General features: G+C 62.6%; 23 protein-coding genes. 12 read left to right on the forward strand and 11 right to left on the reverse strand.

What is annotated here, in order from left to right:
- Positions 1-39 precede the first annotated feature (39 nt).
- From HJB91_RS02245 to HJB91_RS02255, 3 genes are read right to left on the reverse strand one after another with little or no spacing between them, the layout of a single operon-like run.
- Positions 40-1,140: a D-TA family PLP-dependent enzyme gene (locus HJB91_RS02245; protein ID WP_210632397.1), complete on the reverse strand. Its 1,101-nt coding sequence runs from the start codon at positions 1,138-1,140 to the stop codon at positions 40-42.
- The gene (locus HJB91_RS02250) at positions 1,141-2,616 is read right to left on the reverse strand and encodes a M81 family metallopeptidase (protein WP_221153389.1); all 1,476 of its coding nucleotides are present in this window, start codon (positions 2,614-2,616) and stop codon (positions 1,141-1,143) included.
- Positions 2,617-2,646: 30 nt separating this feature from the next.
- On the reverse strand, positions 2,647-3,129 hold the full coding sequence (locus tag HJB91_RS02255) for a hypothetical protein (RefSeq protein WP_210632399.1): 483 nt from the start codon (positions 3,127-3,129) through the stop codon (positions 2,647-2,649).
- Positions 3,130-3,239: 110 nt separating this feature from the next.
- Here HJB91_RS02255 and HJB91_RS02260 point away from each other — a divergent pair, with 110 nt between their 5' ends.
- From HJB91_RS02260 to HJB91_RS02280, 5 genes are all read left to right on the forward strand, one after another.
- Complete coding sequence (locus HJB91_RS02260; protein ID WP_071091593.1) at positions 3,240-3,629, forward strand: RidA family protein; 390 nt, start codon at positions 3,240-3,242, stop codon at positions 3,627-3,629.
- A 22-nt stretch (positions 3,630-3,651) separates the two neighbouring features.
- Entirely contained in the window at positions 3,652-4,515 is an 864-nt protein-coding gene (locus HJB91_RS02265) for a MurR/RpiR family transcriptional regulator (RefSeq protein WP_221145168.1), read from the forward strand.
- A gap of 25 nt (positions 4,516-4,540) precedes the next feature.
- A complete protein-coding gene (locus HJB91_RS02270) occupies positions 4,541-5,317 on the forward strand; it encodes an SDR family oxidoreductase (protein ID WP_210632401.1) in 777 nt (258 codons plus the stop codon).
- 9 nt (positions 5,318-5,326) lie between these two features.
- Positions 5,327-6,550, forward strand: coding sequence for an MFS transporter (locus tag HJB91_RS02275; RefSeq protein WP_221145170.1), 1,224 nt, complete (start codon positions 5,327-5,329; stop codon positions 6,548-6,550).
- A 75-nt stretch (positions 6,551-6,625) separates the two neighbouring features.
- Positions 6,626-7,828: an ROK family transcriptional regulator gene (locus HJB91_RS02280; protein WP_221153390.1), complete on the forward strand. Its 1,203-nt coding sequence runs from the start codon at positions 6,626-6,628 to the stop codon at positions 7,826-7,828.
- A 5-nt stretch (positions 7,829-7,833) separates the two neighbouring features.
- On the opposite strand, the gene HJB91_RS02285 is transcribed toward HJB91_RS02280, so the two are convergent.
- The gene (locus HJB91_RS02285; protein ID WP_210632404.1) at positions 7,834-8,748 is read right to left on the reverse strand and encodes a DMT family transporter; all 915 of its coding nucleotides are present in this window, start codon (positions 8,746-8,748) and stop codon (positions 7,834-7,836) included.
- Positions 8,749-9,023: 275 nt separating this feature from the next.
- Between HJB91_RS02285 and HJB91_RS02290 the strand changes: the two genes are divergently transcribed.
- The gene (locus HJB91_RS02290; RefSeq protein ID WP_221102534.1) at positions 9,024-9,764 is read left to right on the forward strand and encodes a helix-turn-helix domain-containing protein; all 741 of its coding nucleotides are present in this window, start codon (positions 9,024-9,026) and stop codon (positions 9,762-9,764) included.
- A gap of 17 nt (positions 9,765-9,781) precedes the next feature.
- On the opposite strand, the gene HJB91_RS02295 is transcribed toward HJB91_RS02290, so the two are convergent.
- On the reverse strand, positions 9,782-11,803 hold the full coding sequence (locus tag HJB91_RS02295; RefSeq protein ID WP_221145174.1) for a beta-N-acetylhexosaminidase: 2,022 nt from the start codon (positions 11,801-11,803) through the stop codon (positions 9,782-9,784).
- Positions 11,804-12,212: 409 nt separating this feature from the next.
- On the opposite strand from HJB91_RS02295, the gene HJB91_RS02300 reads away from it, so the two are divergent.
- A complete protein-coding gene (locus HJB91_RS02300) occupies positions 12,213-13,754 on the forward strand; it encodes a DHA2 family efflux MFS transporter permease subunit (protein ID WP_221153391.1) in 1,542 nt (513 codons plus the stop codon).
- A 43-nt stretch (positions 13,755-13,797) separates the two neighbouring features.
- On the opposite strand, the gene HJB91_RS02305 is transcribed toward HJB91_RS02300, so the two are convergent.
- The gene (locus HJB91_RS02305; RefSeq protein ID WP_210632408.1) at positions 13,798-14,208 is read right to left on the reverse strand and encodes a hypothetical protein; all 411 of its coding nucleotides are present in this window, start codon (positions 14,206-14,208) and stop codon (positions 13,798-13,800) included.
- A 243-nt stretch (positions 14,209-14,451) separates the two neighbouring features.
- Here HJB91_RS02305 and HJB91_RS02310 point away from each other — a divergent pair, with 243 nt between their 5' ends.
- The 3 genes from HJB91_RS02310 (at position 14,452) to HJB91_RS02320 (ending at position 19,331) form a co-directional block, all read left to right on the forward strand.
- Positions 14,452-14,940 carry a cupin gene (locus HJB91_RS02310; RefSeq protein ID WP_210632409.1) on the forward strand — a complete coding sequence of 163 codons (489 nt, stop codon included), beginning with the start codon at positions 14,452-14,454 and terminating at the stop codon, positions 14,938-14,940.
- A gap of 179 nt (positions 14,941-15,119) precedes the next feature.
- Positions 15,120-18,422 (forward strand): GH36-type glycosyl hydrolase domain-containing protein, encoded by a 3,303-nt coding sequence (locus HJB91_RS02315; protein WP_221153392.1) that lies wholly within the window; start codon positions 15,120-15,122, stop codon positions 18,420-18,422.
- Positions 18,423-18,557: 135 nt separating this feature from the next.
- A complete protein-coding gene (locus tag HJB91_RS02320) occupies positions 18,558-19,331 on the forward strand; it encodes a hypothetical protein (RefSeq protein ID WP_221153393.1) in 774 nt (257 codons plus the stop codon).
- Between the two features lie 61 nt (positions 19,332-19,392).
- Here HJB91_RS02320 and HJB91_RS02325 read toward each other — a convergent pair whose 3' ends face one another.
- From HJB91_RS02325 to HJB91_RS02345, 5 genes are all read right to left on the reverse strand, one after another.
- A complete protein-coding gene (locus tag HJB91_RS02325) occupies positions 19,393-20,139 on the reverse strand; it encodes a FadR/GntR family transcriptional regulator (protein WP_210632411.1) in 747 nt (248 codons plus the stop codon).
- A gap of 124 nt (positions 20,140-20,263) precedes the next feature.
- Positions 20,264-21,028 (reverse strand): 2-dehydro-3-deoxy-D-gluconate 5-dehydrogenase KduD, encoded by a 765-nt coding sequence (kduD, locus tag HJB91_RS02330; RefSeq protein ID WP_282615087.1) that lies wholly within the window; start codon positions 21,026-21,028, stop codon positions 20,264-20,266.
- Positions 21,025-21,861, reverse strand: coding sequence for a 5-dehydro-4-deoxy-D-glucuronate isomerase (kduI, locus tag HJB91_RS02335; protein WP_210632413.1), 837 nt, complete (start codon positions 21,859-21,861; stop codon positions 21,025-21,027). Before kduI ends, kduD begins: the two co-directional genes overlap by 4 nt.
- A gap of 541 nt (positions 21,862-22,402) precedes the next feature.
- Positions 22,403-22,549: a DUF1127 domain-containing protein gene (locus HJB91_RS02340; protein WP_064695679.1), complete on the reverse strand. Its 147-nt coding sequence runs from the start codon at positions 22,547-22,549 to the stop codon at positions 22,403-22,405.
- A 163-nt stretch (positions 22,550-22,712) separates the two neighbouring features.
- On the reverse strand, positions 22,713-23,693 hold the full coding sequence (locus tag HJB91_RS02345) for a 3'-5' exonuclease (protein ID WP_210632414.1): 981 nt from the start codon (positions 23,691-23,693) through the stop codon (positions 22,713-22,715).
- Between the two features lie 117 nt (positions 23,694-23,810).
- Here HJB91_RS02345 and HJB91_RS02350 point away from each other — a divergent pair, with 117 nt between their 5' ends.
- Positions 23,811-25,079: an NAD(P)/FAD-dependent oxidoreductase gene (locus HJB91_RS02350; protein WP_221153394.1), complete on the forward strand. Its 1,269-nt coding sequence runs from the start codon at positions 23,811-23,813 to the stop codon at positions 25,077-25,079.
- Between the two features lie 218 nt (positions 25,080-25,297).
- Complete coding sequence (locus HJB91_RS02355; protein WP_210632416.1) at positions 25,298-26,329, forward strand: aldo/keto reductase; 1,032 nt, start codon at positions 25,298-25,300, stop codon at positions 26,327-26,329.
- Positions 26,330-26,380: the final 51 nt, after the last annotated feature.

Genomic DNA, 26,380 nt, shown 5'->3' on the forward strand with positions numbered 1-26,380 from the left:
TCATGGCCTTCCTCAATTCGCCCTCAACCGGAAACGCCCCTACCAGACAAGACCGCGAGCCGCGACCTCTTCGACGCGGGTCACCACGCCAGCCCGATGAAACACCATCGTATCGAACAGGTTGGACACCACGCAGGTGTGGTTCGGGATGATGAAGAGCTTTTCGCCGATCTGCGGCCGGGGGCCGGTGCAGTTCGACAGATCGATCACGCCGTGTTCTTCCGAGAGGCTGGTGATGCGTGCCTGGGGATAACCGACGATCAGGCCGTAATCGCTGAAGCCCTGAAGATCCGATGTCAGCGCCTTTGAGCCGGCATCGATGACGGCGCGGTCGGCGTTCGGGCGTGACACGACCGTTGCCAGCACATGCATGGCGCAATCGTCCTCGGTGCAATGGCCCATGCGCACCATCTGGCGGTCGTTGTAAATATAGGTGCCGGCGCGGTGTTCGGTGGCCGATGCGACGAGATGCGCCTCGAACAGGCTTGGCGTTCCGCCATTGCTGACGATCGGGCAGGTTATGCCTTCGGATTGCAGGCGGCTCACTGTTTCGGCGATGAAGGCTTCCACGGCGGCGGCCGATTGCGGCTTCGGGTAGGTGACGATGCCGCCGAAGGTGAGGCCGTCGGCTGCGGCTATGCGCTTGGCGAGCGAGGCTGCTTCCTCCGGCGTCTGCACGCCGCAGCGGCCGGCGCCGGTGTCGCACTCTACAAGCACCGTCAGCGGCTTATGTCCGGAAAAATGTGCGGCGAGCCCGTCGACCGTCACTTCGCTGTCGGCGACGACTTTCAGGGCTGGAATGCGCTCGTTCAGCCTGGCCAGGCGCTCGAGCTTCTGCTGGCCGAGGATGTTGAAGGTGATGAGGATGTCGCCGAAGCCGGCTTCGGCAAAGACCTCGGCTTCCGTCACCTTCTGGCAATTGATGCCCTTGGCGCCGGCGGCAACCTGCGCGACGGCGAGCGCCGGAATCTTGTGCGTCTTGATATGCGGGCGGAAGTTCAGGCCGTGCTCGTCCATATAGGATTGAACGCGGGCGATGTTTGCAGCCAGCCGGTCTTCGTCGATAATAGGGCGCGGCGTCGAGAGATCGGCGATCCTCTCCCCTGCCTTGGCGACGACGGCGAAGCTGTTGTCATGCATCTAGGCGGCTCCGCGTTGTAGCCCGTGTGGATCGGCCACGATCGGCCAGATGGTCTTCGGCGCTCGCCGGTACGGCGTCGTCGCAGGATTATTGGGATAAGGCGTTCCGGCGGAGCAGTAAAGGATTTCCGCGGCGATCCTCGAGAAGGACGCGAAGAAGTGGTTGGTGGATTTGATCACCAGGATCTTCTGCTTCGTCGGATCGATGCCCATCACCGAAAACAGGCTCGGATCGAAGCTCTGGGCGCGCGTCGAATTCAGGATGATGTCGATGCCGTTAAGCACGATATGGGCGGCATCGCCGAAGGGCGCCAGGCTCTCGCCGAACCGCATCTCGGCATTCCTGACCAGCTTGACGATCTTGACGGTGCCGTCGATCGGGTTGCCGGTGCCGGGCGCCGACTTGGCGCCGAAGCGCAGCGGAATTTCCGCGCCCTCGCCTGCCGCAAAGCAAATCTGGACGGCCATCGGATCCCAGATGGTGCCGACCGCCGCACTCGTGACGCCGCGGGCCATCAGCTCTGCGAGAATAACAGTCGCATCCCCTGCCGTGCCGCCACCCGGATTGTCCCAGACATCGGCGATGACGACGGGCCAGGTGGTGGCATCAATCGCCCGCGCAACGGCTTGCTTCTCGTCGATCTGCGGCACCATGAAGGTGCCGCGCTTGGAAAACAGTTCGAGGCCGAGTTCACGCGCCAGCGCCGCGCCCTTTTCCGGTCTGTTGTCGGTGACGACAAGCAGCTTCGTTCCCATTTCGGGAACGTCGCCGACCATGAAGCCGTGGATCACCGAGATCGACAGGATATCGGCATCGTCCTTCTCGATCTGCATGATCTTGTCGACGAAGGAGCGCATCGGCTCGCGCGATGTCGGGAAGACGTCGATCATCCGGCAATCGAACACTGACATGACGGGCTTGACCCGGCCTTCGAGCGTATCGACCGCGATGCGCCAGAGATCCTCGGCGCGGTCGACGAAGTCGGTATGCGGAAATTCCTTGAAGTAGACGGCGAAATTAAGTGCCGCGACGCGTTTTGCCGTGAGATGGCTGTGTGGGTCGAGTTCGGCTGAGATGAGCACGTCAGGTCCGACGATCTCGCGCATGCGCTGGAGAAGATCGCCTTCGGAATCCTCATATCCCGCCGCCACCATGGCGCCATGCAGGCCCATGACGACGGCATCGACAGGCATTGCCGCCCGGAGTTGGCCAAGGATTTCGTCGCGCAGTTCCTCATAGGTGGCCCGGTTGACGAGGCCGGCGGGGTCGGCCCAGGTGGCGGTTCCCTCGATCAGCTCCCATCCCTTCTCTTTGGCGACGCGCCTGCCGACGGTGATCGGCGCGGTGCAGAGCGTCGGCGTTTCGGGATGCTGGCCGGGCGGGGCATAGAGTGAGGCTTCGAAGGCGCGGCGATCCACGCAGATCGGGGAGAAGGTGTTGGTCTCGGTCGCCAGTGCTGCCGTGAAAATGCGCAAGAAAGTGGCCTTCTTCTTATCGGCTCCGCTTCAACCCATCGGGTTCGGCAGGTAGCCGGTGAAACCTGAGATCTTCCAGCGTCCCTCGTGCAGCCTGCAATAATAGAGTGTCTGCCATTGCAGGACATCGCGGGTGCCGTCCGCCTTGGTAATGCCGCCGTCGAATTTCTTGCGAACCAGCGCCGTGTCGCCTTCGATCTCGATATCTTCGAGCGTCGTCGTGGTGAAGATCGCTGTGCGCGCATCTTCAGCGAAGCTCTGTTTGGCGAAATCCTCCGCCTGCCTCAGCCACTCGTCGCGATAGGCTTTGAGCGTCGGGAAAGCGAGCCGCCATTTGTCGGGGTTTGTCTCCTTGCGGCCATCGATGCCGATGAAGCCATCTTCCACGAAGTCATGCTCCACCATCGACCAATCAGCGGCCAGAAAGGCATCGATATCGCGGGGAACGAGCATCTCCCAGATCGCGTGGCGGGCGCTATCGGATGGGAAAGGATTCTGGAATGGATCGCGCATGGCTGCCCCGGATTGAAATTCTTTTCATAAAACGCGTTTTTCACTGGTCAAATTCTGCTTTCTATGGTCACTTGTCAACTTATCAAGAAAATAATTTGCAAGGACTTTGAATGCCAATCAAGCGCTATGGCACTGTTCAAACCGGCGCCGGCGGCAAGGCGCTGCCTTTCGCGCGCGCCGTCGAAGCTGACGGATGGCTCTATGTTTCCGGGCAGGTTGCGATGGAAGATGGCGAGATCATCGACGGCAACATCATCGCCCAGACCCACAAGACGATCGCCAATGTTCTGGATATCCTCGAGGAAGCCGGTTACGGCGTCGAGGATGTCGTGCGCGTCGGCGTCTGGCTCGATGATCCCCGCGACTTCTGGACCTTCAACAAGATCTACCAGGAATATTTCGGCGAGCATCCGCCGGCGCGCGCCTGTGTGCAATCGTCGATGATGGTCGATTGCAAGGTTGAGATCGATTGCGTGGCCTATAAGAAGAAGGGCGCGTAGCGAACAATCGGAGGGAGGCGGTTTGGATATCTTTTCGACATTGCAGGAAGATAAGAGCCGGCTTTCTCCTTCGGAAAACCGCATCGCGGAGATCATCGTCAACGATTTCGAGTTTGCGGTGAATGCCTCGATCATCGAGCTCGCCGAACGCGCGGAGGTCTCGCCGCCGACTGTCACCCGCTTCTGCCGGCGGCTCGGCTGCGAGAGCTTTTCCGATTTCAAGGTGCAGCTCGCCCGCACCGCCCATATCGGCGTGCGCTATCTGAAGCCGGAATCGAAAAGCACCGATCCGGCCGATGTCGCCCAGGATATCATCACCAAGGCGCAGAACGCGCTCTTCCTCCTGCACCGCTCGCTCGATCTCGCGGCAATCGAAGCGGCCGTTTCGTTCATCGCCAAGGCCGATATGATCTATGCCTTCGGCTCGGGCGGCAATTCGTCGATGATCGCCGACGAGCTGCAGAACCGCCTCTTCCGTCTCGGGCTTCGCATCACCGCCAGTTCCGACCACAGCATGCAGCTGATGATGGCGGCCGCGGCCAAACCGGGCGACGTGCTGATCGGCTCGTCCTTCTCCGGGCGCAATATGGAGCTGGTGCGGGCCTTCGAGCTTGCCCGCGACACCAAGGTGAAGACGATCGCTTTGACCCAGACGGAGAGCCCGGTTGCCAAGGCCGCCGAAATCGTCGTGCCGATCGATCTTCCCGAGGGCAACAATATCTATCGCCCGACTTCGACGCGCATCGCCTACATCGCCATGGTCGATATTCTGGCGAGCTTGGTTGCCTACGCCGTTCAGCCGAAAGCGACGGTGACCCTGCGGCGCATCAAACAGCAGCTCGTCCTTCACCGGGACGGCGACGACCGGCAATTGCTTGGAGACTGAAGCATATGAACGGGAGCGACAATCAATGACTCAATCGATCGCCATCGTGACGGGCGCTGCAGGCGACATCGGCGCGGCGATTGCCGCGCGTCTCGCCGAGGACCATGATGTCGTTCTGCTTGCCGATATCGATGCGGCTGCTGCCGCCGCCGCGGCTTCGAAACTCGGGCCGGCGGAGCGTTTCGTCGCCGTCTGCTGCGATGTGACCAGCGAGGCGAGCATTGCCGAATTGGCAGAACGCGCTGCCGGCAGCGGCGTCGTCCGAACCCTCGTCAACAATGCCGGGGCCGCCCGCGCCACCAGCCTGCACGAGACGACGCCCGAGATCTGGCGGGCCGACAATGCGCTCAATCTCGAAGCGGCATTCTTATGTTTCCGCGCCTTCGAACCGATGCTGAAGACCTCCAAGGGTTCGGTCGTCAACATCGCCTCGGTCAACGGCCTGCATGTCTTCGGCCATCCGGCCTATAGCGCCGCCAAGGCAGGCCTCTTGCATTTCACCCGGCTGGTCGCCGTCGAATATGGCAAGTTCGGCATCCGCTCCAATGCGGTGGCGCCCGGCACGGTGAAGACGCAGGCCTGGGAAGCGCGCGCCGCCGCCAACCCGAACGTGTTCGAGGAGGCGCGCCGCTGGTACCCTCTGCAGCGCGTCGTCGATCCCAAGGACGTCGCCAATGCCGTGGCCTTCCTTGCCAGCCCATTGGCCGCGGCCATTACGGGCGTCTGCCTGCCCGTCGATTGCGGCCTGACGGCCGGCCAGGCCGAGCTGGCGCGAACCTTCTCGCAATCAGAACATTACTGACCGAGATAGATGCGCCGCCTCTTTCCCGACGTCTTCCGCAATCCGGCAATCCGCGCCAGCATGATCGCCATATTCACTTTCGGAATGGCGGGGGCGATGACCGCGCCCTATCGCTCGATCGTCGGCATCCGCGAGTTGGGGCTGAGCGACGGTCTCTATTCCATCCTGGCCTTTGCTTCGGCGGCGGTGAACGTGGTCGTCAGCGTTCTGCTCGGCAATCTCGCCGACCGGCTGGGCGAGTACCGTTCGGCGATGATCGGCGCCTGCATTTTCGGCATCGTCGGCTACGGCGTGGTCTATGCCTTTCCGAGCGCGGCCGTCTTCGTCGGCAGCGCGCTGCTGCCACTTCCGATCTACGGCGCGCTGAATTCACTGCTTTTCGCCAATGCGCGGGCGGCGATGCAGGGCATGAACCGGGAGGACATGGTGACGGCGAACTCGGGCGTGCGCGCCATGATCTCGCTATCCTGGGTGCTGATCCCCGGCATGACTGGCCTTCTGCTTTCGGGCGCATCGAGCATGCTGCCGGCCTATCTCTTTGCCGCCCTCTCCTGTCTCTTATGCCAGGGCATCATCCTCTTCGCCCTGCCGAAGCGCGCGGCAACGGAGATCGACACCATCGACCATCTTTCCCATCTCGGCGCCCTGCGGCAGGTGATTTCGCCGGGGATTTCGGCGCACATCATCGGGGTGGCGCTGATCACCAGCACGCTGCATCTCAACGATGCGCTGCTGCCGTTGATCGCTACCGGCGCGGCGCATGGTGCACTCAGCGATGTCGGCATTCTGGTCGGGATCGTCGCCTTGCTCGAGATCGTCTTCATCATCGTCTGGTCGCGGATAGCGCGGCAGGCCGGTCAGATGACCGCGCTTGCCGCCGGCACGATCGTCTATGCCGTCTTCCTCGGCCTTCTCGGCTTTGCCTCCGCGCCGTGGCATCTCTACGCGCTCACCTTGCTCGCCGGTATCGGCGCGGCGGCGATCATCAGCATCCCGATCACCTATCTGCAGGATCTCATCGCCGACCGGCCGGGGCTCGGCAGTGCACTAATCTCCGTCAACGTCTTTGCGAGTGCGGGCATCGGGGCGCTGGTCTTTGCCGCCGGCACCTATGTGACCGGATACTCCGGGACCGCCATGCTGAGCGCCGTCACCGGATTGTCGGGGATTACGATCCTCGGCCTGCTGCAGCGACGAAATGCCGTTGCGCCTGTCGACGCCGAGCTTCGATAAATCAGGCGAAGAATCCCGCTTTCATCGCCATCCGTCTTGTGACAAGGGTGATGCTTCACTTGCTTCGAAGGCGACATGAAGGCGATCTCCGGCACGAATCTCGAGCAGGCCAAGTCTCACAACCGGCGCGTGGTGATCGAGGCTGTGCGCACCCACGGTCCGCTGTCGCGGGCGGCGATTGCCCGGATGACGGCGCTGACGCCGCAGACCGTCTCCAATATCGTCGAGGAGCTGGAGAGCTCGCAGCTTCTCGTTGCGGCCGAGGCTCAGAAGCTGGCGCGAGGCCAGCCGATCATTCCCTACAGCATCAATCCGCATGGTGCCTATTCGATCGGCCTGGAGCTTGGCCGTCGACGCGCCAGCGGTGTGCTGACGGACCTCTCGGGCGCCGTCTGCGCCCGCATCGAGCACCAGGTCGAACAGGCCGATCCGCAACAGGCCATGCCGGCGCTGCAAACAATCGTCGAGGATCTTCAAGAGGCTTTCGTCTTCGATCGAAACAGGCTGCTCGGCGTCGGCATCGCCCTGCCCGGCCGCTACGCCGATGGCGGCACGACGTCTCTCAGCCCGCACAGCCTGCCGGGCTGGCAGGATTTCCCGGTCGGGCATGCACTGGAACAACGGGTCGGAGTGCCGGTCCTCGTCGAGAACGACGCGACGGCGGCCGCAATCGGCGAGCGTCTTCACGGTGTCGCCCGCGGCCTCGGCAGTTTCGTCTATCTGTTTCTGGCCGGCGGCGGCGGCATCGGCGCCGGAATGTTTCTCGACGGCCACCTCTACAAGGGCAGCCGCAACAATGCCGGCGAGATCGGTCATATCATCGTCGAGCCGCATGGCAGGCTCTGCAGCTGCGGCAAGCGCGGCTGCCTGGATCGCTATCTCTCGCCCTCGGTCGCCTACGAATTCATGGGCATCACCAATGCCGGGGAGCTTTCCCCCGACGATCTCGATGCGCTGATCGCCGAGGGACGTGAAGGCCTGGATGCGTGGCTCGATCAGGCCGTCGAGCCGCTGCGCCAGACCGTCGATTTTCTGGAGCTCGCCTTCGATCCGCAGACCATCGTGCTTGGCGGCAGCATCCCGACGTCACTGATGCGCCGGCTGGCCGAACGGCTGGAGCCGCTGCATGATCCGCTCGATCCCGGCCGGAAGCGGACGCTGCTCCGCATCATGATCGGCATGACCGGCAAGGATACGGCGATCCTCGGCGCAGCCGCCCTGCCGATCTTTTCCGAAACCAATCCGCGCTTCGACGTCCTGCAAAAGCCGGTCGGCTGACGCCCTTACCCGCCTGCCGGCAGCCTCGCATCTGCTTGGAGCGCGCGACGGGCCAGAGGTCGTGCAAAGATGACCACGTTGCCGAGAAGCGTCAGCGCCAGGCCGATCAGGCCGAGGCTGGTCCAGTGGTAGCCCTCGAAGATCGTCGACAATGACAGGGCGACGATCGGGAACAGGACGGTGGCATAGGCGGCGCGTGAGGAGCCGATGCGGGAGACCAGCATGAGATAGGCGGTGAAACCGATCACCGATCCGATTGCCGCGAGATAGAGCAAGGCGGCGAGATAGGTGATGTCAGGCGGCGTCACGATCGGCGTTTGCGTTAGGGCAATCAGCAACAGGAGAACGACCGCGCCATAGGTCATGCCCCAGCCATTGGCGGTCAGCGGTGAAATTCCCGCCGCGCTGTTTCGACGCGAGGCCATATTGCCGAGCGAGAAGAACAGCGTGCCGAGCGCCGCGAGCCCGATCCCTTTCAACGTGCCCACATTGAAATCGACGACAACCTCCTCTGCGAACAGCAGCAGCAGGCCGGTGGCGCCGAGCGCTGCCGCGAGCAGCGTGCGGCCTGTAATGCGGTCGCCGAAGAACAGGCGCGCATTGACGGCATTGTAGATCGTTGCGAGCGAGAAGATGACGGAGATCAGCCCGGACGGGATGAAGCCGGCGGCGTTGTAGAAACAGATGAAATTGAGGCTGAACAGGCAGAGCGCTTGCGCCAGGATGAAAGGTTGGTCACGCAAGGCCGGCAACTTCAGCCGCCGCATGAAAGCCAGGATGGCAACGAGGATCACGGCTGCGAGCGCAAATCTGTAAAAGACCGAGACCAGGACCGGCACGGGACCGACCTGGATCGCAATGGCGATCCAGGTCGTGCCCCATATGAGGACGGTCGCGATGAAGAGAGCGGCATTTGCCATGGAGTGATCCTCGTTTTCTCCATGAATAGGCGAACCGTGAGCCGGTCTCTTGCAGATTCTTGCTGTGAAATTCTTAGCCCCGGAGTTCCCGCTCGCCACGTCGGCCGTCCACCGCTATTGTTCGCAAGACGTCACGGGTGTGGGAAGAATTGGTGAAAGACAGCCGCCTCTCTGTTTTCAGGTTTTTGTCCGCATCGCCCTCGGCGCGGATGTCGCAGTCGATCGATCTGGGGCTCGGGCGATCTGCGGCCCTCTGGAGCAATGGCAGCGACAGGATGAGCTATGAGCGGCCGGACGGACATACGTTCAGCCTTTATCTCAACGGAGGCGCCGGAACGCGCCGTCTGGACGGCAGCCCCGCCGCGCGAGGACGGCCCGGGGCCTTGTGTGTCATGCCACAGGGGCACTCGTCCGAATGGGAAATCACCGATCCCTTCGACTTCGTCCATCTCTATGTTCCCGACGATCAGATGCGCCGGATGTTTGCCGAGACGTTTGACCGCGATGCGCGGTTTATGGCTGTTGCCGAAGCGACCTTCGCCGATGCACCCGTCTTGGCGCATACGCTTCGGCAGTTGACGGAAGCGATGTTGGCGGGGGATCATCTGCTGGCTGAAGAAGCGATGACGCAGACGATCAGTGATTTTTTGGTTGATCCGCGTTATGGAGGGATGCGCCCTTGCGCGATCAGCGGCGGGCTCGCGCCCCATGTGCGCCGCCGCAGCCTGGACTATATCGAGGCCCATCTCGGCGAGACCATCCGCTTGCAGGATCTGGCGACGATCGGCCAGCTCAGCGCCTTTCATTTCCAGCGGATGTTCCGGGCAAGCTATGGTGTGTCCCCGCATGGCTGGGTGGCTCACCGGCGTGTCGAGCGCGCCAAATCGATGCTGCGCGGCCCGGACCCGATCGCACAGATCGCTTCGGCCTGCGGCTTCAGCAGCCAGAGCCACATGACGCGGGCTTTCAAGTCGGCCACAGGCGTCACACCCTCTGCCTACCGGCAGCGGCAGTGACGCGGCTTCTCCGAGCGCTACGACTCCTGCAATCCATAGAGCAGCGGCATCAGCCCCGCGAGCGCCTTGAAACGTTCCCATGACTTGGACGAGGGTTTCGTCCAGCCGGTTTCGGCAAGTGCCGAAAGGCGCGGGAAGACGAGACGGTCGAAGACGGCGCGATCCGTCATCGGCTCGGACCAGATGCAGGCCTGGATGCCGAGCAGTTGCTGTTTCTGGCTCGCTGTCCAGCCGCCGACGGGATCGAAATTGTAGAGCTTTTCCGCGTCGGAATTTCCTGCCCAGCTGGCGCCGGGCTCATCCCAGTCCGTCCTCAGCGCCATGTCGAGATAATAGACCTGGCCCGGGCAGACGACCATCTGATAGCCGCGTTCGGCGAGTTCGGCCGAAACCTCAACATTGCGCCAGCTGCAGAGATAGCTCTTCGACTTGTCGATGACGTCGCCGTGCGCGGCTTCCTCCCAGCCGCCGGTGATGCAGCCCTTGCTCGCGAGGAAGCGCTGGACACGCTCAAGGAATTCCGCCTGCAGGATGGCGGCGCCCGAGCCGTGAATGTCGTCGGCGCCATGGGTGTTGGTGACGACGTTCAACCGTTTGGCATGCGCATCGGCAACCTCGTCGCCGGCGATGGCGCTGAGGCGCGCCAGCGCTTCCGGCGAGCCGGACCATGCGCCGAGGGGAACCTCGTCGGCGCCGAGATGGATCGTCTTGAACGGAAAGAGCTCGATGAGTTCGGAGAGAATGGTCTCGACGATCTGGTAGGTCTGTTCGCGCGCCGGATTGATGCAGTTGTCGGGAAAACCCTGAACCGAGTAATAGCTGGCTTTTTCGGCCGGGTCGCGCAGCTCCGGTATCGCCTGTTGCATGGCGTAACAATGTCCGGGCATATCGATCTCCGGCACGATTTCGATGCCGAAGTTCTTTGCGAGGGCGACGATCTCGCGGATGACAGGCTTGGTGTAGTAGCCGCCCGTCCGCGCCGGGCTTGAACCCAGAAGCGGCGGCACGGCGAGACCGTGGCCGCGCCATGCGCCGATCTCTGTCAGGGCCGGGTAGGCATCGATCTCCACGCGCCAGGCCTCGTCGTCGGATAGGTGCCAGTGGAAGCGGTTGAGCTTGTTCCAGGCCAGCACCGCCAACAGCTTCTTGACCTCGGCCGCGCCATAGAACTGGCGTGCGACATCGAGATGCAGACCGCGCCAGCCCATCGACGGCTCGTCGACGATCTCGCCGGATGCGGGAAACTGGAAAACTTGGGGGTGCAGCCTGGCGCCGCGCCAGATCTGGCCGAGCGTGACGAGGCCGTAGAGGAAGCCGGTGCGGCTGCTTGCCTCGATCGTGATCGCCTCTTCTTCGAAGCTCAGCCGATAGGCCTCCGGCCCGAAGCCGGCAGCCTCCTTCAGGCCGACACGAACCGCGCCTTCGGCCTCGGTTCGCACGATGCCTTCGACCGCGAAGAGATGCTCCGCCAGCGCCGCGAAGCTTTTTGCCGCCGCCTCCCCTTCAGGGCTCTGCGCCTGCGGCGCAAAACCCGCCGGCAGCGGGCGGCGCGATGCGACGGCGACGCGGTTCGGCCAGGGGATGATCGACACCGGAACGGGCGCGTTGACGGGAACGGGATAGATCTCGGCACCGCGCTTCAGCGGCGCATTGCTGACGGAAGAGCGTGTCGGCCCGACGCCGAGCACGATGGTGCTGCCATCGGACAATGCGAGATAGGCACTCGTCGCGCCGTCCGTCCAGTGGCGGAACTGCCAGCTGAGCGCATAGACGGAGATCGTCCAGGTTTCGCCTGCGCCGAGAACGAAGTTGGCCGGCGGCTGGAATTCGGTGAAATTAGAAAGCCGTTGCGACACCGTTGCGCCTTCCACGCGTCCGGCGGGGTCGACGCGGCCCGGACCGCTGACGCAGAGGGAAAAACTCGAAAGCGGCTCGCTGCCTAGGTTCTTGAGGCGCAGGACATAGGAGAATTCCTTGCCCTCGGCAGGCGGATTCCAAATGGTTTCAAGCCGCAGGGCGTTCGGTCGCGGTGTCGACATTGGTCACTCTTCCTTTGAGGAAAACGGGGCTTTTGGACGTTCCGGCACGGCCACCGGGATCGGAGCGGCGATTGAAGTCAATCAAATTGATTTAATAGTGATAGCCAGTTTCCCGCCGGGCCGTCAATCGGCCACCCGGAATTTCTGCCGCCCGGCACTTAAGCAAATCCCCCCGATGACATCGCCGGGGTGTCGCAATGTGGGAAATAATATCGGCTTGCCCATTTGCGTTAATATTAAGGTACCGTGAGCGACCAACGCCCGGCTGGTGGCGATCTCCTCGGTCTGCGCGCGCTGGATCAATTCTTCGCCGCAGCGTGGCGGTTGACATGCCGATCGTTTCGATCGCAAACATGAAAGCCCTAGATTTCTCACCGATCGGACGATGCCGCGCTGGCGGGATACTCGCATGTCGGAACGACTTGAAGCTGCTCGTCCTGATGGAAGGCCCGCCATGGTCTGGTTCGGCTTCCTGGCCATGTGCGTCGGCATGTTCATGGCAATCCTCGACGTTCAGGTGGTGGCGACATCGCTGCCGACCATCCAGTCGGCGTTGGGCATCGATCCGGATCAGATGAGCTGGATACAGACGGCCTATCTGATCGCCGAAGTGGTCGCCATCCCGCTGACCGGTCTGCTGACGCGGCTTTTGACGATGCGTTGGCTGTTCGTCGTCGCCATCAGCCTGTTCGTGACGGCGTCGGCCGGCTGTGCGGCGAGCGGCAGCTTCGGCGCGCTGGTCGCCTGGCGGGTGCTTCAGGGCTTTTCCGGCGGAACGCTGATCCCTTCGGTGTTTTCAGCCGTGTTCATTCTGTTTCCGAACGAGCGGCAAGCGCTTGCGACGACGATTGCCGGCGTGCTTGCGGTGCTTGCGCCCACCGTCGGCCCGATCGTCGGCGGATGGCTGACCGAAACCTATTCCTGGCACTGGCTGTTCCTGATCAACATCCTTCCGGGGCTTGCCTCGGCAATCCTTGCGGCCCGCTTTCTTCCCAGGCAGGAGGCCGATCGGTCCGAACTCAGGCATCTCGACGGCCTGTCGCTCCTCTTGATGGCGGCAGCGCTGACGGCGCTGGAACTCAGCCTCAAAGAGGCGCCGACCAGCGGCTGGACCTCGGCCTACGTCCTCAGCCTGCTGGCCGTCTGCCTTCTCTCGGGCGGCGCGTTCATAACGCGAACGCTGCGCCGACGCCGGCCGATCGTCGATCTTGGCAATTTCGGCGATCGGAATTTTCTCGTCGGCTCGGTTCTGAGCTTCATCCTCGGCATCGGCCTTTTCGGCTCGGTCTATCTCATGCCGGTCTTTCTCGCTTTCATCGGGGGACACGACGCCCTTGAGATCGGCGTGACCATGCTGGTCACGGGCATCGCACAGCTGGTCACTGCGCCGGTCGCTGTCGCGCTGGAGAAACGCATGGATGCGCGGCTGCTGTCGGCCGCAGGTTTCGCGCTGTTTGCGATCGGCGTCGGCATGAGCGCGTTTCAGGATCCGCGCTCGGATTACGACGCGATGTTCTGGCCCCAGGTGGTGCGCGGCGTCGCCATCATGTTCTGCCTGCTGCCGCCGACCCGGCTGGCGCTCGGCACGCTTCCGGCTGATCGCGTTCCCGATGCGAGCGGGCTTTTCAATTTGATGCGCAATCTCGGCGGCGCCATCGGCATCGCGCTGATCGACACCATCATCTACACACGCTCGGAGCCGCTGGGACAAGACCTCTGGGCACATCTTGAGGCCGGCGACATCGAGGCGGCCACGTTTGTCGGCGCGCCTGCCGAGATCATATCGGGACATAGCGGCAGCTTCGATGCGGATACCATGGCGACGCTCGATCCGCTGGTCCAGACCGCGGCCAGCGTTCAGGCGATCAACGAAGCCTGGATGGTCGTCGCCGTCCTGACCGGCTGCGCCCTGCTCTCGGTCCCTTTCGCCAGGCGGCCAGCGCCGGCATGAGACCCGGGCAACGATCCGACTCGACTATCTTCTGCGGCAAATATCAATCGGACACAGAAACGTCGATCCATCGACCGGTTCCTTGGTCACCGTAGATATCAACGTCAATCCATACATTGCCACGCAGGATCATATTGGCGGCCCCTCGCGTCATCGTTCCGTTCCGAAGCATCTGCTCCAGAGCTTGGCGATTTGCCGGATCGGCAAAGAATGAGTCCGATTGATCGTCATGATCGCGCACATGGTACTGATGGAAATTCGCCCTGTCTTGTCGGATGATCTGCCACGGCTGGGTAAGTCTAGCCCCATTTGAATTGTAAAGATCAGCGTCGCCGATATACGCGCGATAGCTTTCGATCAGGCGATTGCTGTGGGTGGCCTGAACTCTCGCTTGAGCGTGCGCTGTTCCCGCCACGATGACTGTGCTGAATAGAATCGATAATAATTTCCGCATGTTGCCCTCTTTCAAAAAGAGCGGTCTTACTGAGCGTTAAGCCAATTCGCCAGCCAAAAAGTGTCTTTTTGGCATAGCGAGGCTCCAGCGTGTGAGGGAACCGCCGGCGGCCGCCAAAGTTTAGCCTTTTGAAGCCATTGGCGGAGATGAGTTCAATGGCAGACGCACCGAACTCGCTCACCAGCACCGATGGCTCGCAGATTATCCTGTTGAGGCCATCATCGCCTACCGTGGGAATTCAGCATGAACACCGAGACGATTATTTTCGATGAGAGCGACTGGGTTCCGAACAACCCACGCCTTCCTGTATTGCTTTACCGGGATGTCTTTGCCGACGGTGGACCTCGCGATTTCAAAGATCGCTTCGCGGCAAACGGTTGGACCGGCATCTGGACGAACGGTGTCTTCGATTATCAGCACTACCATTCCGGTGCTCATGAAGTGCTGGGCATTGCACGTGGCAGCGCCACGCTGCTGATCGGCGGTCCCGGCGGTCGAGCGCTCGAAGTCACGGCGGGAGACTGTCTGGTGCTTCCAGCCGGAACCGGGCACCAAAACCTCGGCTGCACGTCGGAGTTCGAGGTCATCGGGGCTTATCCCAAGGGGCAGCATGCCGACATTCAGACTTCGGCTGCTTCAAGTGAAATGCTGGCGAAAATCTCGTCAGTGCCCCTGCCCGATACCGATCCCGTTCAGGGACCATCGGGATTTCTCATCGAGAAGTGGCGATAGCCATTTGCGCACCCTGATATCTTTCGCTTTCTGTTCCGCTTTGAGCCGGTTTTTGCAGCGTCCTCATGTGCGTTCATCAGCTGCGGCACCTTGTCGACCTTCCCATCATCGGTAAGATTTCTCTCAATCTTTTTGCGCCATCCTTTGATTCCCCTCTGACATCAATCGACGAGATCTTTATGGCCCCGAACCTCAAGCGCAGTTTGCAAATGCCACGACGCGAAGAGCTGGGTCTCGTTGCGATCAGCAACGGGTCCGGCCTGTCGATATCGGCTTTGCCGAACGGCACGTTGTTTGCCATCGAATATGCCGACGACAAAGGGGCGGTGCAGATCAATCAGATCCAGGGCTCGCCGCTCTACGGCGGCATCGGCCGCCTTTATCTGCGCATCGGAGGCGCCAAGCCTGATGTCGTCGAGATCGTCGGCCCTCGCGCCGATGGCCGCTTCGGGCACGATGCGACTGGCTTTTCCTGGAGCGGCAAGGCCGGCGATATCAGCTACACCGTCCGCCTCGAGCTGCATCCCTCCGAGACGGCCTGGTTCTGGCGCGTCACGTTCAAGCATTCGAAGAAGGGAGCGCTGCCGGTGGATCTGGTGCTCGTCCAGGACGTCGGTCTCGGCGATCGCGGTTTTCTGATGAACAGCGAAGCCTATGCTTCGCAATATGTCGATCACCATATCGCCGATCACGAGACATATGGCCCCGTCGTCATGAACCGGCAAAATCTCAAGCAGTCGGGCGCCCGCAATCCCTGGCTCATCCAGGGGTGCTTCGATGGCGCGGCCGCCTATGCCACGGATGCGATCCAGCTGGTGCAGGCGAAGCATCGGCAGGGCGACCTTCTGGTTGGTTCCTTCGGCACCAACCTTCCGAGCGAACGGCGGCAGCAGGAGACGGCCTGTCCGGCCATTCAGTCGAAATCCTTCTCCGTACCGGCAAGCGGTGCGACTGCGAGTTTCTTTGCTCTGTTCGCCGCCGATCACCCCGAGGCCTCGAGCGATGCCGACCTCTCGCGGCTCGACGGGTTCGCGGCGCCGGAGAGTGCAGCCGCCGATCCGGAGGCGGCCGCGGCCGTTCGCAGCCTGCTCCAGGATGCGCCCCTGCTGGAGGCCGAGGCGCTGGACCTGAAGGCGATCCGAAGGCTCTATCCGGAGCGGACCTTGGAGGAGCGCGCGCACGGAAGGCTTCTTTCATTTTTCGTGCCGGACGGCGTTCTCAACCGCCACGTCGTCCTGCGCGACAAGGAATTCATCGTCGCGCGGCGCCATGGCGCCATCGTGCGAAGCGGTCAAAACATGCTGCTCGACGATTCAACCCTTGCCGCCACCTGCTGGATGCAAGGGATTTTCGCCGCGCAGCTGACGATCGGCAATACATCCTTCCACAAGCTTTTTTCCGTCTCCCGTGATCCCTACAACCTGATGCACGCCAGCGGATTGCGCATCATGGCCGATCTCGACGCAGGCTGGCGGCTTCTGGCGGTGCCATCGGCCTTCGAGATGGGACTGAGCGACTGCCGCTGGATCTATCAGTGCCGGGATCGCAGGATCATCGTCACGGCGATCGCTTCCGGCGAGGATGCGGCGATGCAGTGGAGCGTGTCGGTGGAGGGCAAGCCGTGCCGCTTCCTGGTGTTCGGCCATGTCGTGCTCGGGGAGCGCGAATATGACGCCGGCGGGCAGATCGAATTCGATCCCGGCCGCAAACGCATCTCTTTCCGGCCGGACCCGGCCTGGCTCTGGGGCGAGCGTTATCCCGATGCCGTTTACTGGCTGGTGAGTTCGACGCCCGACGCCATCGAGGAGATCGGCGGCGACGAGCTGCTCTATGCCGATGGCGCTGCACGCAACGGCGCCTTCATCGCGCTCAAGTCCCGGCCGACGCTGGCGCTCTCCTTTGCCGTCGTCGGTTCGATGACCGATGCCGAAGAAGCCGAACGGCTGGCGCGCCGTTATGAGGCCGGCGTCACCGATGAGGCCATGCTTGCGCCGGCATCGGCATTCTGGCGCAACGTCGTGCGCGGCATGAGGATCGACAATCCTTCGCCCGATCTCGCTGCCCAGACGACCCTTCTGCCCTGGCTTGCGCATGACGCCATCGTGCATCTCAGCGTACCACACGGCCTGGAACAATATACGGGTGCGGCCTGGGGGACGCGCGATGCCTGCCAGGGGCCGATCGAATTCCTGCTCGCTTACGAGCACGACCGCGAAGCCAGGGAGGTGGTGAAGACCGTCTTCAGCGAACAATATCTGGAAGGAGGCGACTGGCCGCAATGGTTCATGCTGGAGCCCTATGCCAACATCCGGGCGGGCGACAGTCACGGCGACGTCATCGTCTGGCCGTTGAAAGCGCTCTGCGACTATATCGAAGCGACCGGCGATCTCGCCATTCTCGACGAGAAGGTTTCCTGGCGCGATGAAAAGACCATGCAGAACGCGCCCGAGGCCGACGCCATCGCCTCTCACGTCGAGAAGCTGCTCGATACCGTCCGCACACAGTTCATCCCGGGAACGCATCTGATCCGCTATGGCGAGGGAGACTGGAACGATTCCCTGCAGCCGGCCGATCCGCATCTGCGCGACTGGATGGTCAGCAGTTGGACCGTTGCTCTGCTCTATGAGCAGTTCGTCCGTTATTCCGCCATCCTGCGCCGGCGCGGCCAGAGCGGCAAGGCAAAGGCTCTGCGGCAGATTGCAACCGCGATGCGCCGGGATTTCAACCGTCATCTCGTGCGCGACGGCGTCGTTGCCGGCTACGGCATCTTCGATCCCGCCCATGACGGCGTCGAATTTCTGCTGCATCCGAGCGACAAACGCACAGGCCTTTCCTTTTCGCTGATCTCGATGACGCAGGCCATGCTCGGCAAGCTGTTCACGCCGGCGCAGAGGCGGCATCATATGCGGCTGATCGAGGAGCATCTGCTCTTCCCCGATGGCGCGCGGCTGATGGAAAAGCCGGCGAGCTACGCCGGCGGGCCCGAAACGCTTTTTCGCCGGGCCGAATCCTCGTCCTTCTTCGGCCGCGAGATCGGACTGATGTATGTGCACGCGCATCTGCGCTATTGCGAAACGCTCGCGCTGGAGGCTTCGGCAGAGGAGCTGTGGAAGGCGGTCGCCATCGTCAATCCGATCGCCGTCACGACGGTCTTGCCGCACGCTTCACTGCGCCAGCGCAATACCTATTTCAGCAGCAGCGACGCGGCTTTCCACGACCGCTATCAGGCGGCGGATGACTGGGCGCGCGTCAAGACGGGCAAGATCGCCGTCGACGGCGGGTGGCGCATCTATTCAAGCGGACCCGGCCTCTACACCAGGAGCTTCGTCGAAAATATCCTGGGTTTCAAACGCCGCTTCGGCCGGCGCCGCCGCAAACCGCTTCTGCCGGCGGCGCACGCCGCCGTCGCTCTGCAAACGGATCATAGCGCCTGGCGGCGGTTGAGGAAGCCGAAGATGAAAATGGCGTTGAGAGAACCCTAAACAACGGCAAGAGAGAACGGCTGGAGAGCATCCTATGCGGCCCGTGTTCCTCGGCAGGACGAGGGTTTCCGCGCCTTAGCTTGCGCAGCCCGCCCCCGGGGCCGCTATCAGCAGATCCGAGCGACAGGGTTTCTTATGACAGGCAACTCCTCACAAAGCAAAATCCTGAAACACAGGGCATGGTCCGATGCCGAAAAGGCGCGTATTTGTGCCGCTAACAATGCAGATCTGTATCAGGCGGTTTTCCGTGCCCATGGACTGCCTGATCAACGAACCAACGCATTTTGGTCAAGCGACGCGATTGCACCGCCATACTATTCCAACATGACAACACTTGACCCGGATGCAACGGAGGAACAGCTGGTTGAAATCGGTTGGCTGACAGATCGGCTGGGACGGCGCCCCGGTTTCAAAGACGGGTTTTCCCGGTTCAATCTCGTCGACAAAGGGTTCCAGTTGTTGTTTTCCGCATCGTGGATTTGGGCCGAACCTCACAAAATTTCAGCGCGTGCGCCCCAGGAGTGGGTACGCATTCGCGATGCGGCGGCCCTGCAACGCTGGGAACATTCGTGGAAAGAGTCGGGTAGCCCCACAGATGCCGACGTCTTCACACTGGGTCTGCTTTCCGATCCGGACATACACATCTATGGCCGATGGGCCGACGACGGCTTTGACGCGGGCTGCATCGTAAATCGATCACCCGAGGCTGTCGGGATCTCCAACATCTTTAGCTTGGCTGGCACGCCGCAGGTCTTCCGGGATGCCGTCTCCTTGGCCACTGTCGCCTTTTCACCCGATCTGCCGCTTGTCGGATACGAGCGTGGTGCAGCACTGGACGAAATGACAAAACTGGGTTTCAAGCCGGTCGGCCAACTGCGCATTTGGCTATCTGATGAAGGCGGCATGTAACGCTTTTCTTCATTTGCGTTGTTCAGCGGGAAATCACGCAACGCCCTCAAGATGCGAACGTTCAGGACAGGCCGGTCGCGTCGCGCAGTTCCTCGAACCGGGCAGCACTCTTCGACAGATGGCTGCGGATGGCACGGCGCGCGGCCGCTTCGTTGCCGTCGCGGATCGCCGTGAATATGGCGTGGTGTTCCCTACGCATACGAGCGGCATGGCGCTTGCGCTCCGCCGCGGTCATCTTGTCCAAGCGTGCCCATTGCCGCGGCACCATGATGTTGCCGAACGTATCGAAGAGGCGGCCGTAGTAGGAATTCTGCGTCGCCACCAGGATCGACCGGTGGAAGGCGTAATCTTCCTCTGCGCCATATCCACCCTCTTCGAGCGCCCTGTCGAGCGCATCGAGCCGGTCCTGCATACGGTCTATGTCTTCCGGCGTGCGCCGCAGCGCGGCAAGACCGGCCGCCTCATATTCGACCCCCATGCGCAGCTCCAGCACCCGCAGAACCTCATCGATCGACTGCAGGTCATTGGGAATGATAGAGAAGGATCTCGGTGTCGGATCGTCCGAGACGAAAGCCCCGAGCCCCTGGTGCGTGGTGATCAGTCCTTTGGCGCGCAGGGTCGCGAGCGCCTCGCGCACGATCGTGCGGCTGACGCCGGTCGCCGCCATGATCGCCTGTTCGGTCGGCAGGCGCTGGCCCGGCTTGAGGTCACCGGACTCGATCTGCGCAGTCAGCGTATCGGCAAGGTTGCTGCGCAGGTTCGACGGCTGGCGAATGGTGGTGAAGAGCGCGTTGTCCTTGTCCGTCATTCCTTGTCATATCCTGCCTGTCGGGGCGGCTGCGCCGGCCGGTATGCTTTTGCTAGCGCATGCCGGCCGGAAAGGCAAAACGACGCGGGCCGAGACGCTGTGTTTCGCCGGTCGACGAAAGCGATTACCGCGCCAGCCAGCCCCCGTCGACGGGCAGCACCGTCCCGTGCACGTAATCGGATGCAGGCGATGCCAGGAACACGGCGGCACCTCCAAGTTCGGACGGCGTTCCCCAGCGTCCCGCCGGAATACGGGCCACGATGGCGGCGTTGCGATCGGGATCCTCACGCAGCGCCGTCGTGTTGTTGGTGACGAAGTAACCGGGGGCGATGGCGTTGACGTTGACGCCCTTGCCGGCCCATTCGCAAGCGAGCAGCTTCGTCAGTCCGGCAAGCCCGCTTTTCGAGGCGGTATAGGACGGGATGCGAATGCCGCCCTGGAAGGAGAGCAGCGACGCGATGTTGATGATCTTGCCCCTGCCCTTCCCGACCATATGGCGGCCGGCCGCCTGCGACAGGAAGAAGGCCGTCTTCAGATTGACGTCGATCACCGCATCCCAATCTTCCTCGGTGAAGTCGAGCGCATCGGCACGGCGGATGATGCCGGCGTTGTTGACGAGAATGTCGAGGCCGCCGAAGGTCTGGATCGTCTCGGCGACGATCCCCTTGACCGGTTCGATGGTGCCAAGATCGGCCTTGATGACATGGAAGCGGCTTCCGGCCTGCTTCACCAGCGCCTCGGTTTCCTCCATCGAGGAGCGCCCAACGGCGACGATCGCCGCACCGGCCTCGGCCAACGCCGCAGCGATCGCCTGGCCGATCCCGGTATTGGCGCCGGTGACGACGGCGGTCCGGCCGGAGAGGTCGAAGGGATTTGCCACGGTGCTCACCTCAGATCCGCGATGGCGATATGATCCATGTCGGTAAAGCTCTTGTTGTCGCCGGCCATCGCCCAGATGAAGCTGTAATTCTTGGTGCCGGCGCCCGAATGGATCGACCAGGGCGGCGAGATGACCGCCTGCTCGTTGGCGACCAGCATATGCCGGGTCTGTTGCGGCTCGCCCATGAAGTGGAAGACACGCTGGTCGGATTCGAGATCGAAATAGAGATAGGCTTCCATGCGCCGGTCATGCGTATGGGCCGGCATGGTGTTCCAGACGCTGCCCGGCTCGATCATGGTGAAGCCCAGGGTGAGCTGGCACGACTGGCAGACTTCCGGGTGGATGAACTGGTAAATCGAGCGCTTGTTGGCCGTCGCGGCTTCGCCGGGCGTCAGGTGACGAGCCTTTTCGCGGGTGAGCAGCACGGTCGGGTGCGTTTGATGGGCCGGCGTCGAGACCAGATAGAATTTCGCCGGATTGGCGGCATCCAGGCTTTCGAACCGGATGTCCTTGGCGCCCTTGCCGGCATAGAGGCAATCATATTTGGCAAGGTCGTAGCTCGTGCCGTCGACGATGATGCGGCCGGCGCCGCCGATGTTCAAGGTTCCGAGTTCACGCTCGGCGAGGAAGGTTTCCTGTCCGATCGCCGTCGGCGCCGTCAGCGTCAGCGCGACACCGAGCGGCGTGGCGCCGCCGATGACCATCCGGTCGTAATGGGAATATGTCAGCCGGATCTCGCCGCCTGCGAAAACGGTCTCGACCAGAAAGTGACGCCGCAGCGCTTCGGTGTCGTATTCGCGCACGGCCTCGGGATGGGAGGCGTGCCTCACGTCGATCTGCATGTCAATTTTCCTTCAGCTTCGTTGTCGTCACGCATCGTCGCTATTGCGCAAGCCGATCCATCAGGCGTCCTCCGCTGCGGCGGTATCCGTCTGGTTACATAGTTGTACGACAAGTTTGGTGTCAACACGTTTGTCCGGGACTTGGCTGAGCAGACGTGAAGGGATCGTAAGGGGCCGCTTTCGGCGCGGCCGCACATTCCTCGGCCAAAACGAAAAAAGCCTGCCGCGGGAGGAGGTGCGGCAGGCTTTCGATAAAAACCGAACGACAGCTGGGAGGAGGAGTGCTGCCGTTCCCGCAAGCGACCCTGGGAGGAGGATGGGGCGCCTGCATGGTCGAAGGATGCGGGAGGAGGTGCACCGCTTCGATGAAATAATCATACTTATTTTCTGCTCAGATGATAGGCATTTCTTTGCAGGGCAGCTATGCGTTATGCGAAAAGCGGGCGGCTCGCCATCTGACGGGCAAGCCCAAAAAGCAAAGCGCCCGCTCGGGAGGAAGCAGGCGCTGGCCAAATGTCGAAGGTGGTGGTCTGTCTGGCCGTTAGCGGGCGATGGCCGCACGGGCGATGGTGCGGATTTCGCCGCGGCCGATGCCGAGGTCGTCCAGTTCGCGCGTCGACATACGGCCCAGTTCAGCGACCGTCTGACGGTACTTGCGCCAGTTGTTGAAAGAGCGTGCTACGTTCATGATGATCCCCTTTCCGTGGGCTTTCGAAGCCTAGCTGCCAGTCCTTGGCGCTTCGGTTGCTTCGATGAGTTCTATATAATACGGGACCCCCGGTTGTTGCAGCGCCAATGCATCACTGCACCTATGCGATAACTGCATGGGTTCTGATGGGCCGCGGCCGATCTCAGGCTTTGAAGCGATCGAAGGCCGTCAGCCGGACGAGCGGCGGATCGGCCTCCTTCCACCGATAGATTTCCGAACGCAGATAGGAAAGCTCGTCGCCGAGATCGTCCTCGCCGACTTCGATCCACCAGGATTTCAGGCGGCCATCGCTTCCATCAGACCAGCGGTAGCCCCTTGCCTTCAGGTGGTCCTTCATCTCGAACGGGCTGTGTTCGGCAAAGATGCGGACGCGGCAGCGTTGGCTGGCGCGGTACAGCTCGGCGAAGGGGCTTTCACCGTCGCCCTGCTGTCGATCCAGGATCTCCAGGAGTGCGTGGCAGTCGTCCACCGCGCGGTGGCCTTCATGGAAATAGCCGGCCTGGCCGACGAGGTAACCGAGCTTGGTGCCCTCGAAGCCGCGGGCGCTCCAGTCGATCTCCGAAACCGAGCACGCCCAGGCCTTGCCGGTGAAGATGGGTGAGAAGGCCTCGCAGAACGGCCGGTCGAACCCGGCATTATGGGCAATGATGAGGTCCGCCGGTTCGATCAGTGCACTCAGCGACGGCATGTCGATCATCTGTCCTTCGACCATGGCATCGGTAATGCCGGTCAGCCTGGTGATGTCGGGCGGGATCGGCCTGGACGGCTGCTGCAGACCGCCATAGATGCCGACCACATCGCCGACCGCGCCGTCATCGTTGAAGGTGAAGGCGACGGCGCCGATTTCGATGATTTCATCGCTGCGGTAGTTGAGGCCCGTCGTCTCGGTATCGAGGATGACGCCGAGCCGCGAAAACTGCGGCTGTCTCGCTGCCGCGACCGGCCGGGCGGCAAGTTTCCTCAGGATGCGATAATTGCCGCTCTCCTCGAGCGCGCGCGCCATGTCTTCATCGCAGCGGGCCGCCGGCGGTGACGGCCGCCGGCGCGCCGGGCCGCGTGCCTCGGCCATTGCGGGCGATGGCTTGGCAAACATGTCGAGTTGCGAATCTCTGTGCACGCTCATCGAACTTGTATGTCACGGAGGCGCGGGCGAATCCATCGCCCGCGGCGCGCTATGCCCAGCCCTTGCCTTTCATGGACAGGAAAGTTTAGCTGAGTGTCAGCGGCGGAAGGAGAAACCATGCCTCGTGACGACTTCAAGGACGCGGACGAAGACGTCGTCATCATCGGCGCCGGTGCTGCCGGTATTGCCGCTGCCCGCCGCCTGCTGGCAGTCCGTCCCGGTCTTTCCGTCCTCCTGCTCGAAGCCGGCGACCGTCTCGGTGGCCGGGCCTGGACGGTCGGGCTGCCCGGAACCGGCGATCTCGGTTTCGATCTCGGTTGCGGCTGGCTGCATGGGGCGCGGACCAATGCCTGGACGGCGATTGCCGGTGAGGTCGGATTGACGGTCGACCGCTCGCCGGCGCCCTGGAACGGGGGGCGGCGGCTTCAGCGGGACGATGCGGAGAGCCAAGCCGCGCAGCAGGCGATTGGCGCTTACTTCGAACGCCTAGAAAGCCACGAAGGCAACGATCGCGACATGGCAGCAAAGCTACAGCCCGGTAGTCGCTGGAACGGCCAGATCCGGGCAATCGGCACCTATATCACCGGCGCCGAACTGGAGCGTTCGTCGATCGTCGACTACAACAGATATGATCCCGGCGCCGGTCCCGACTGGCGGGTGCGGGAAGGCTATGGAACATTGATCTCGCTCTATGGCGCGCCGGTCCGGACAAGGCTTGGAGTCGAAGCAAGGCGCGTGGATCACCGCCATGCCGGCCGTATCAGTATCGACACGAACAAGGGGATGATCACCGCCGGGACGGTGCTCGTCACCGTTTCGACGAATATGCTTGCCGCCGGCAGGATCGCGTTCGATCCTCCCCTGCCCGACAAGATTGAAGCGGCAGCTCGTTTGCCGCTGGGGCTCGCCGACAAGATTTTCCTCAGCCTCGCCGATCCGGACGCGTTGCCGGCAGATACGCATATGCTCGGATCGACCAGTCGCGGTGCGACCGGCACCTATCAGCTGCGGCCGTTCGGCGCTGCCGTCGTCGAGGCCTATTTTGCCGGCGATCTCGCGCATGATCTGGAGCGGGCAGGGAAAGAAGCCGCCTTTGCCTTCGCCGCCGATGAGATGGCGGGGCAATTCGGCGCGGACATCCGCAAGCAGTTGTCGCTGGCGGCGATCTCGGCCTGGGCCGCTACACCCCATATCGGCGGCTCCTATTCCTATGCCGAGCCCGGCGCCTCCGATTTGCGCGCGATCCTCGCCGCACCGCATGACGAACGGATCTTCTTTGCCGGCGAAGCCTGTTCGCATGCGCGTTATTCGACGGCGCACGGCGCCTACGAGACCGGCGTCGCCGCAGCCGAGCTGCTCGCCGCCTCGTTTTCGAAAAATCCGTAACCGGCGCCCGCCCGCGGGAATATGTTTTCCCACTTGTGGCACGGGCGGGATTGGTTATGCTGCCCTCGCCCCTGCGCTGGATGAGCCCAGGGCGCCATACGTCATCCGGCGGCAAGCGGCCGCCTCAAGCTCGATATTGTCATTGGATTGCGGAAGCCCCGGCTTCTACCCCGGCGATTTTGCGCGTCGGCTGCGGGCGCCCGCATGAGGAGGAAGAAATGGATTATCGCAAGCTCGGTCCCAGCGGGACCGTCGTTACCGCCTATTGCCTGGGCACCATGACCTTCGGGGCGGAGGCCGACGAAGCGGCCTCGCACAAGCTGCTCGACGATTATTTCGCCTGGGGCGGCAATTTCATCGATACCGCCGACGTCTACAGCGCCGGCAAGTCGGAAGAGATCATCGGTCGCTGGCTGAAGGCGCGCCCGACCGAGGCCCGCCAGGCGATCGTCGCGACCAAGGGCAGGTTTCCGATGGGCAACGGGCCCAACGATATTGGCCTGTCGCGCCGCCATCTCGGTCAGGCACTCGACGATTCGCTGCGCCGGCTCGGCCTCGAGCAGATTGACCTCTACCAGATGCATGCCTGGGACGCGCTGACGCCGATCGAAGAGACGCTGCGTTTCCTCGACGACGCGGTTTCATCAGGCAAGATCGGCTATTACGGCTTTTCCAACTATGTCGGCTGGCATATCGCCAAGGCTTCGGAGATCGCCAAGGCGCGTGGTTATACGCGTCCGGTGACGCTGCAGCCGCAATACAGCCTGCTGGCGCGCGACATCGAGCTCGAAATCGTCGCCGCCTGCCAGGATGCCGGCATGGGCCTGTTGCCGTGGTCGCCGCTCGGCGGCGGCTGGCTGACCGGCAAGTACAAGCGCGACCAGATGCCGACCGGCGCCACCCGCCTCGGCGAGAACCCCAATCGCGGCAGCGAATCCTATGCGCCGCGCAACGCGCAGGAACGCACCTGGGCGATCATCGGTGCGGTCGAAGAGATCGCCAAGGCCCGCGGCGTCAGCATGGCGCAGGTGGCGCTCGCCTGGACGGCGGCGCAGCCGGCTGTAACCTCGGTCATCCTCGGCGCCCGCACGCCCGAGCAGCTCGCCGACAATCTCGGCGCCATGAAGGTCGAGCTATCCAAGGAGGAAATGACGAAGCTCAACGAGGTCAGCGCTCCTCAACCGATGGACTATCCCTACGGCAAGGGCGGCATCAACCAGCGCCACCGCAAGATCGAAGGCGGCCGCTGAGCCCTCCGGCCGCAACTGAACGAAGCCTGTCTGCTTCATGCCGAAGCGGAC

The organism is Rhizobium sp. NLR10b, assembly GCF_019685435.1.
Lineage (GTDB): Bacteria > Pseudomonadota > Alphaproteobacteria > Rhizobiales > Rhizobiaceae > Rhizobium.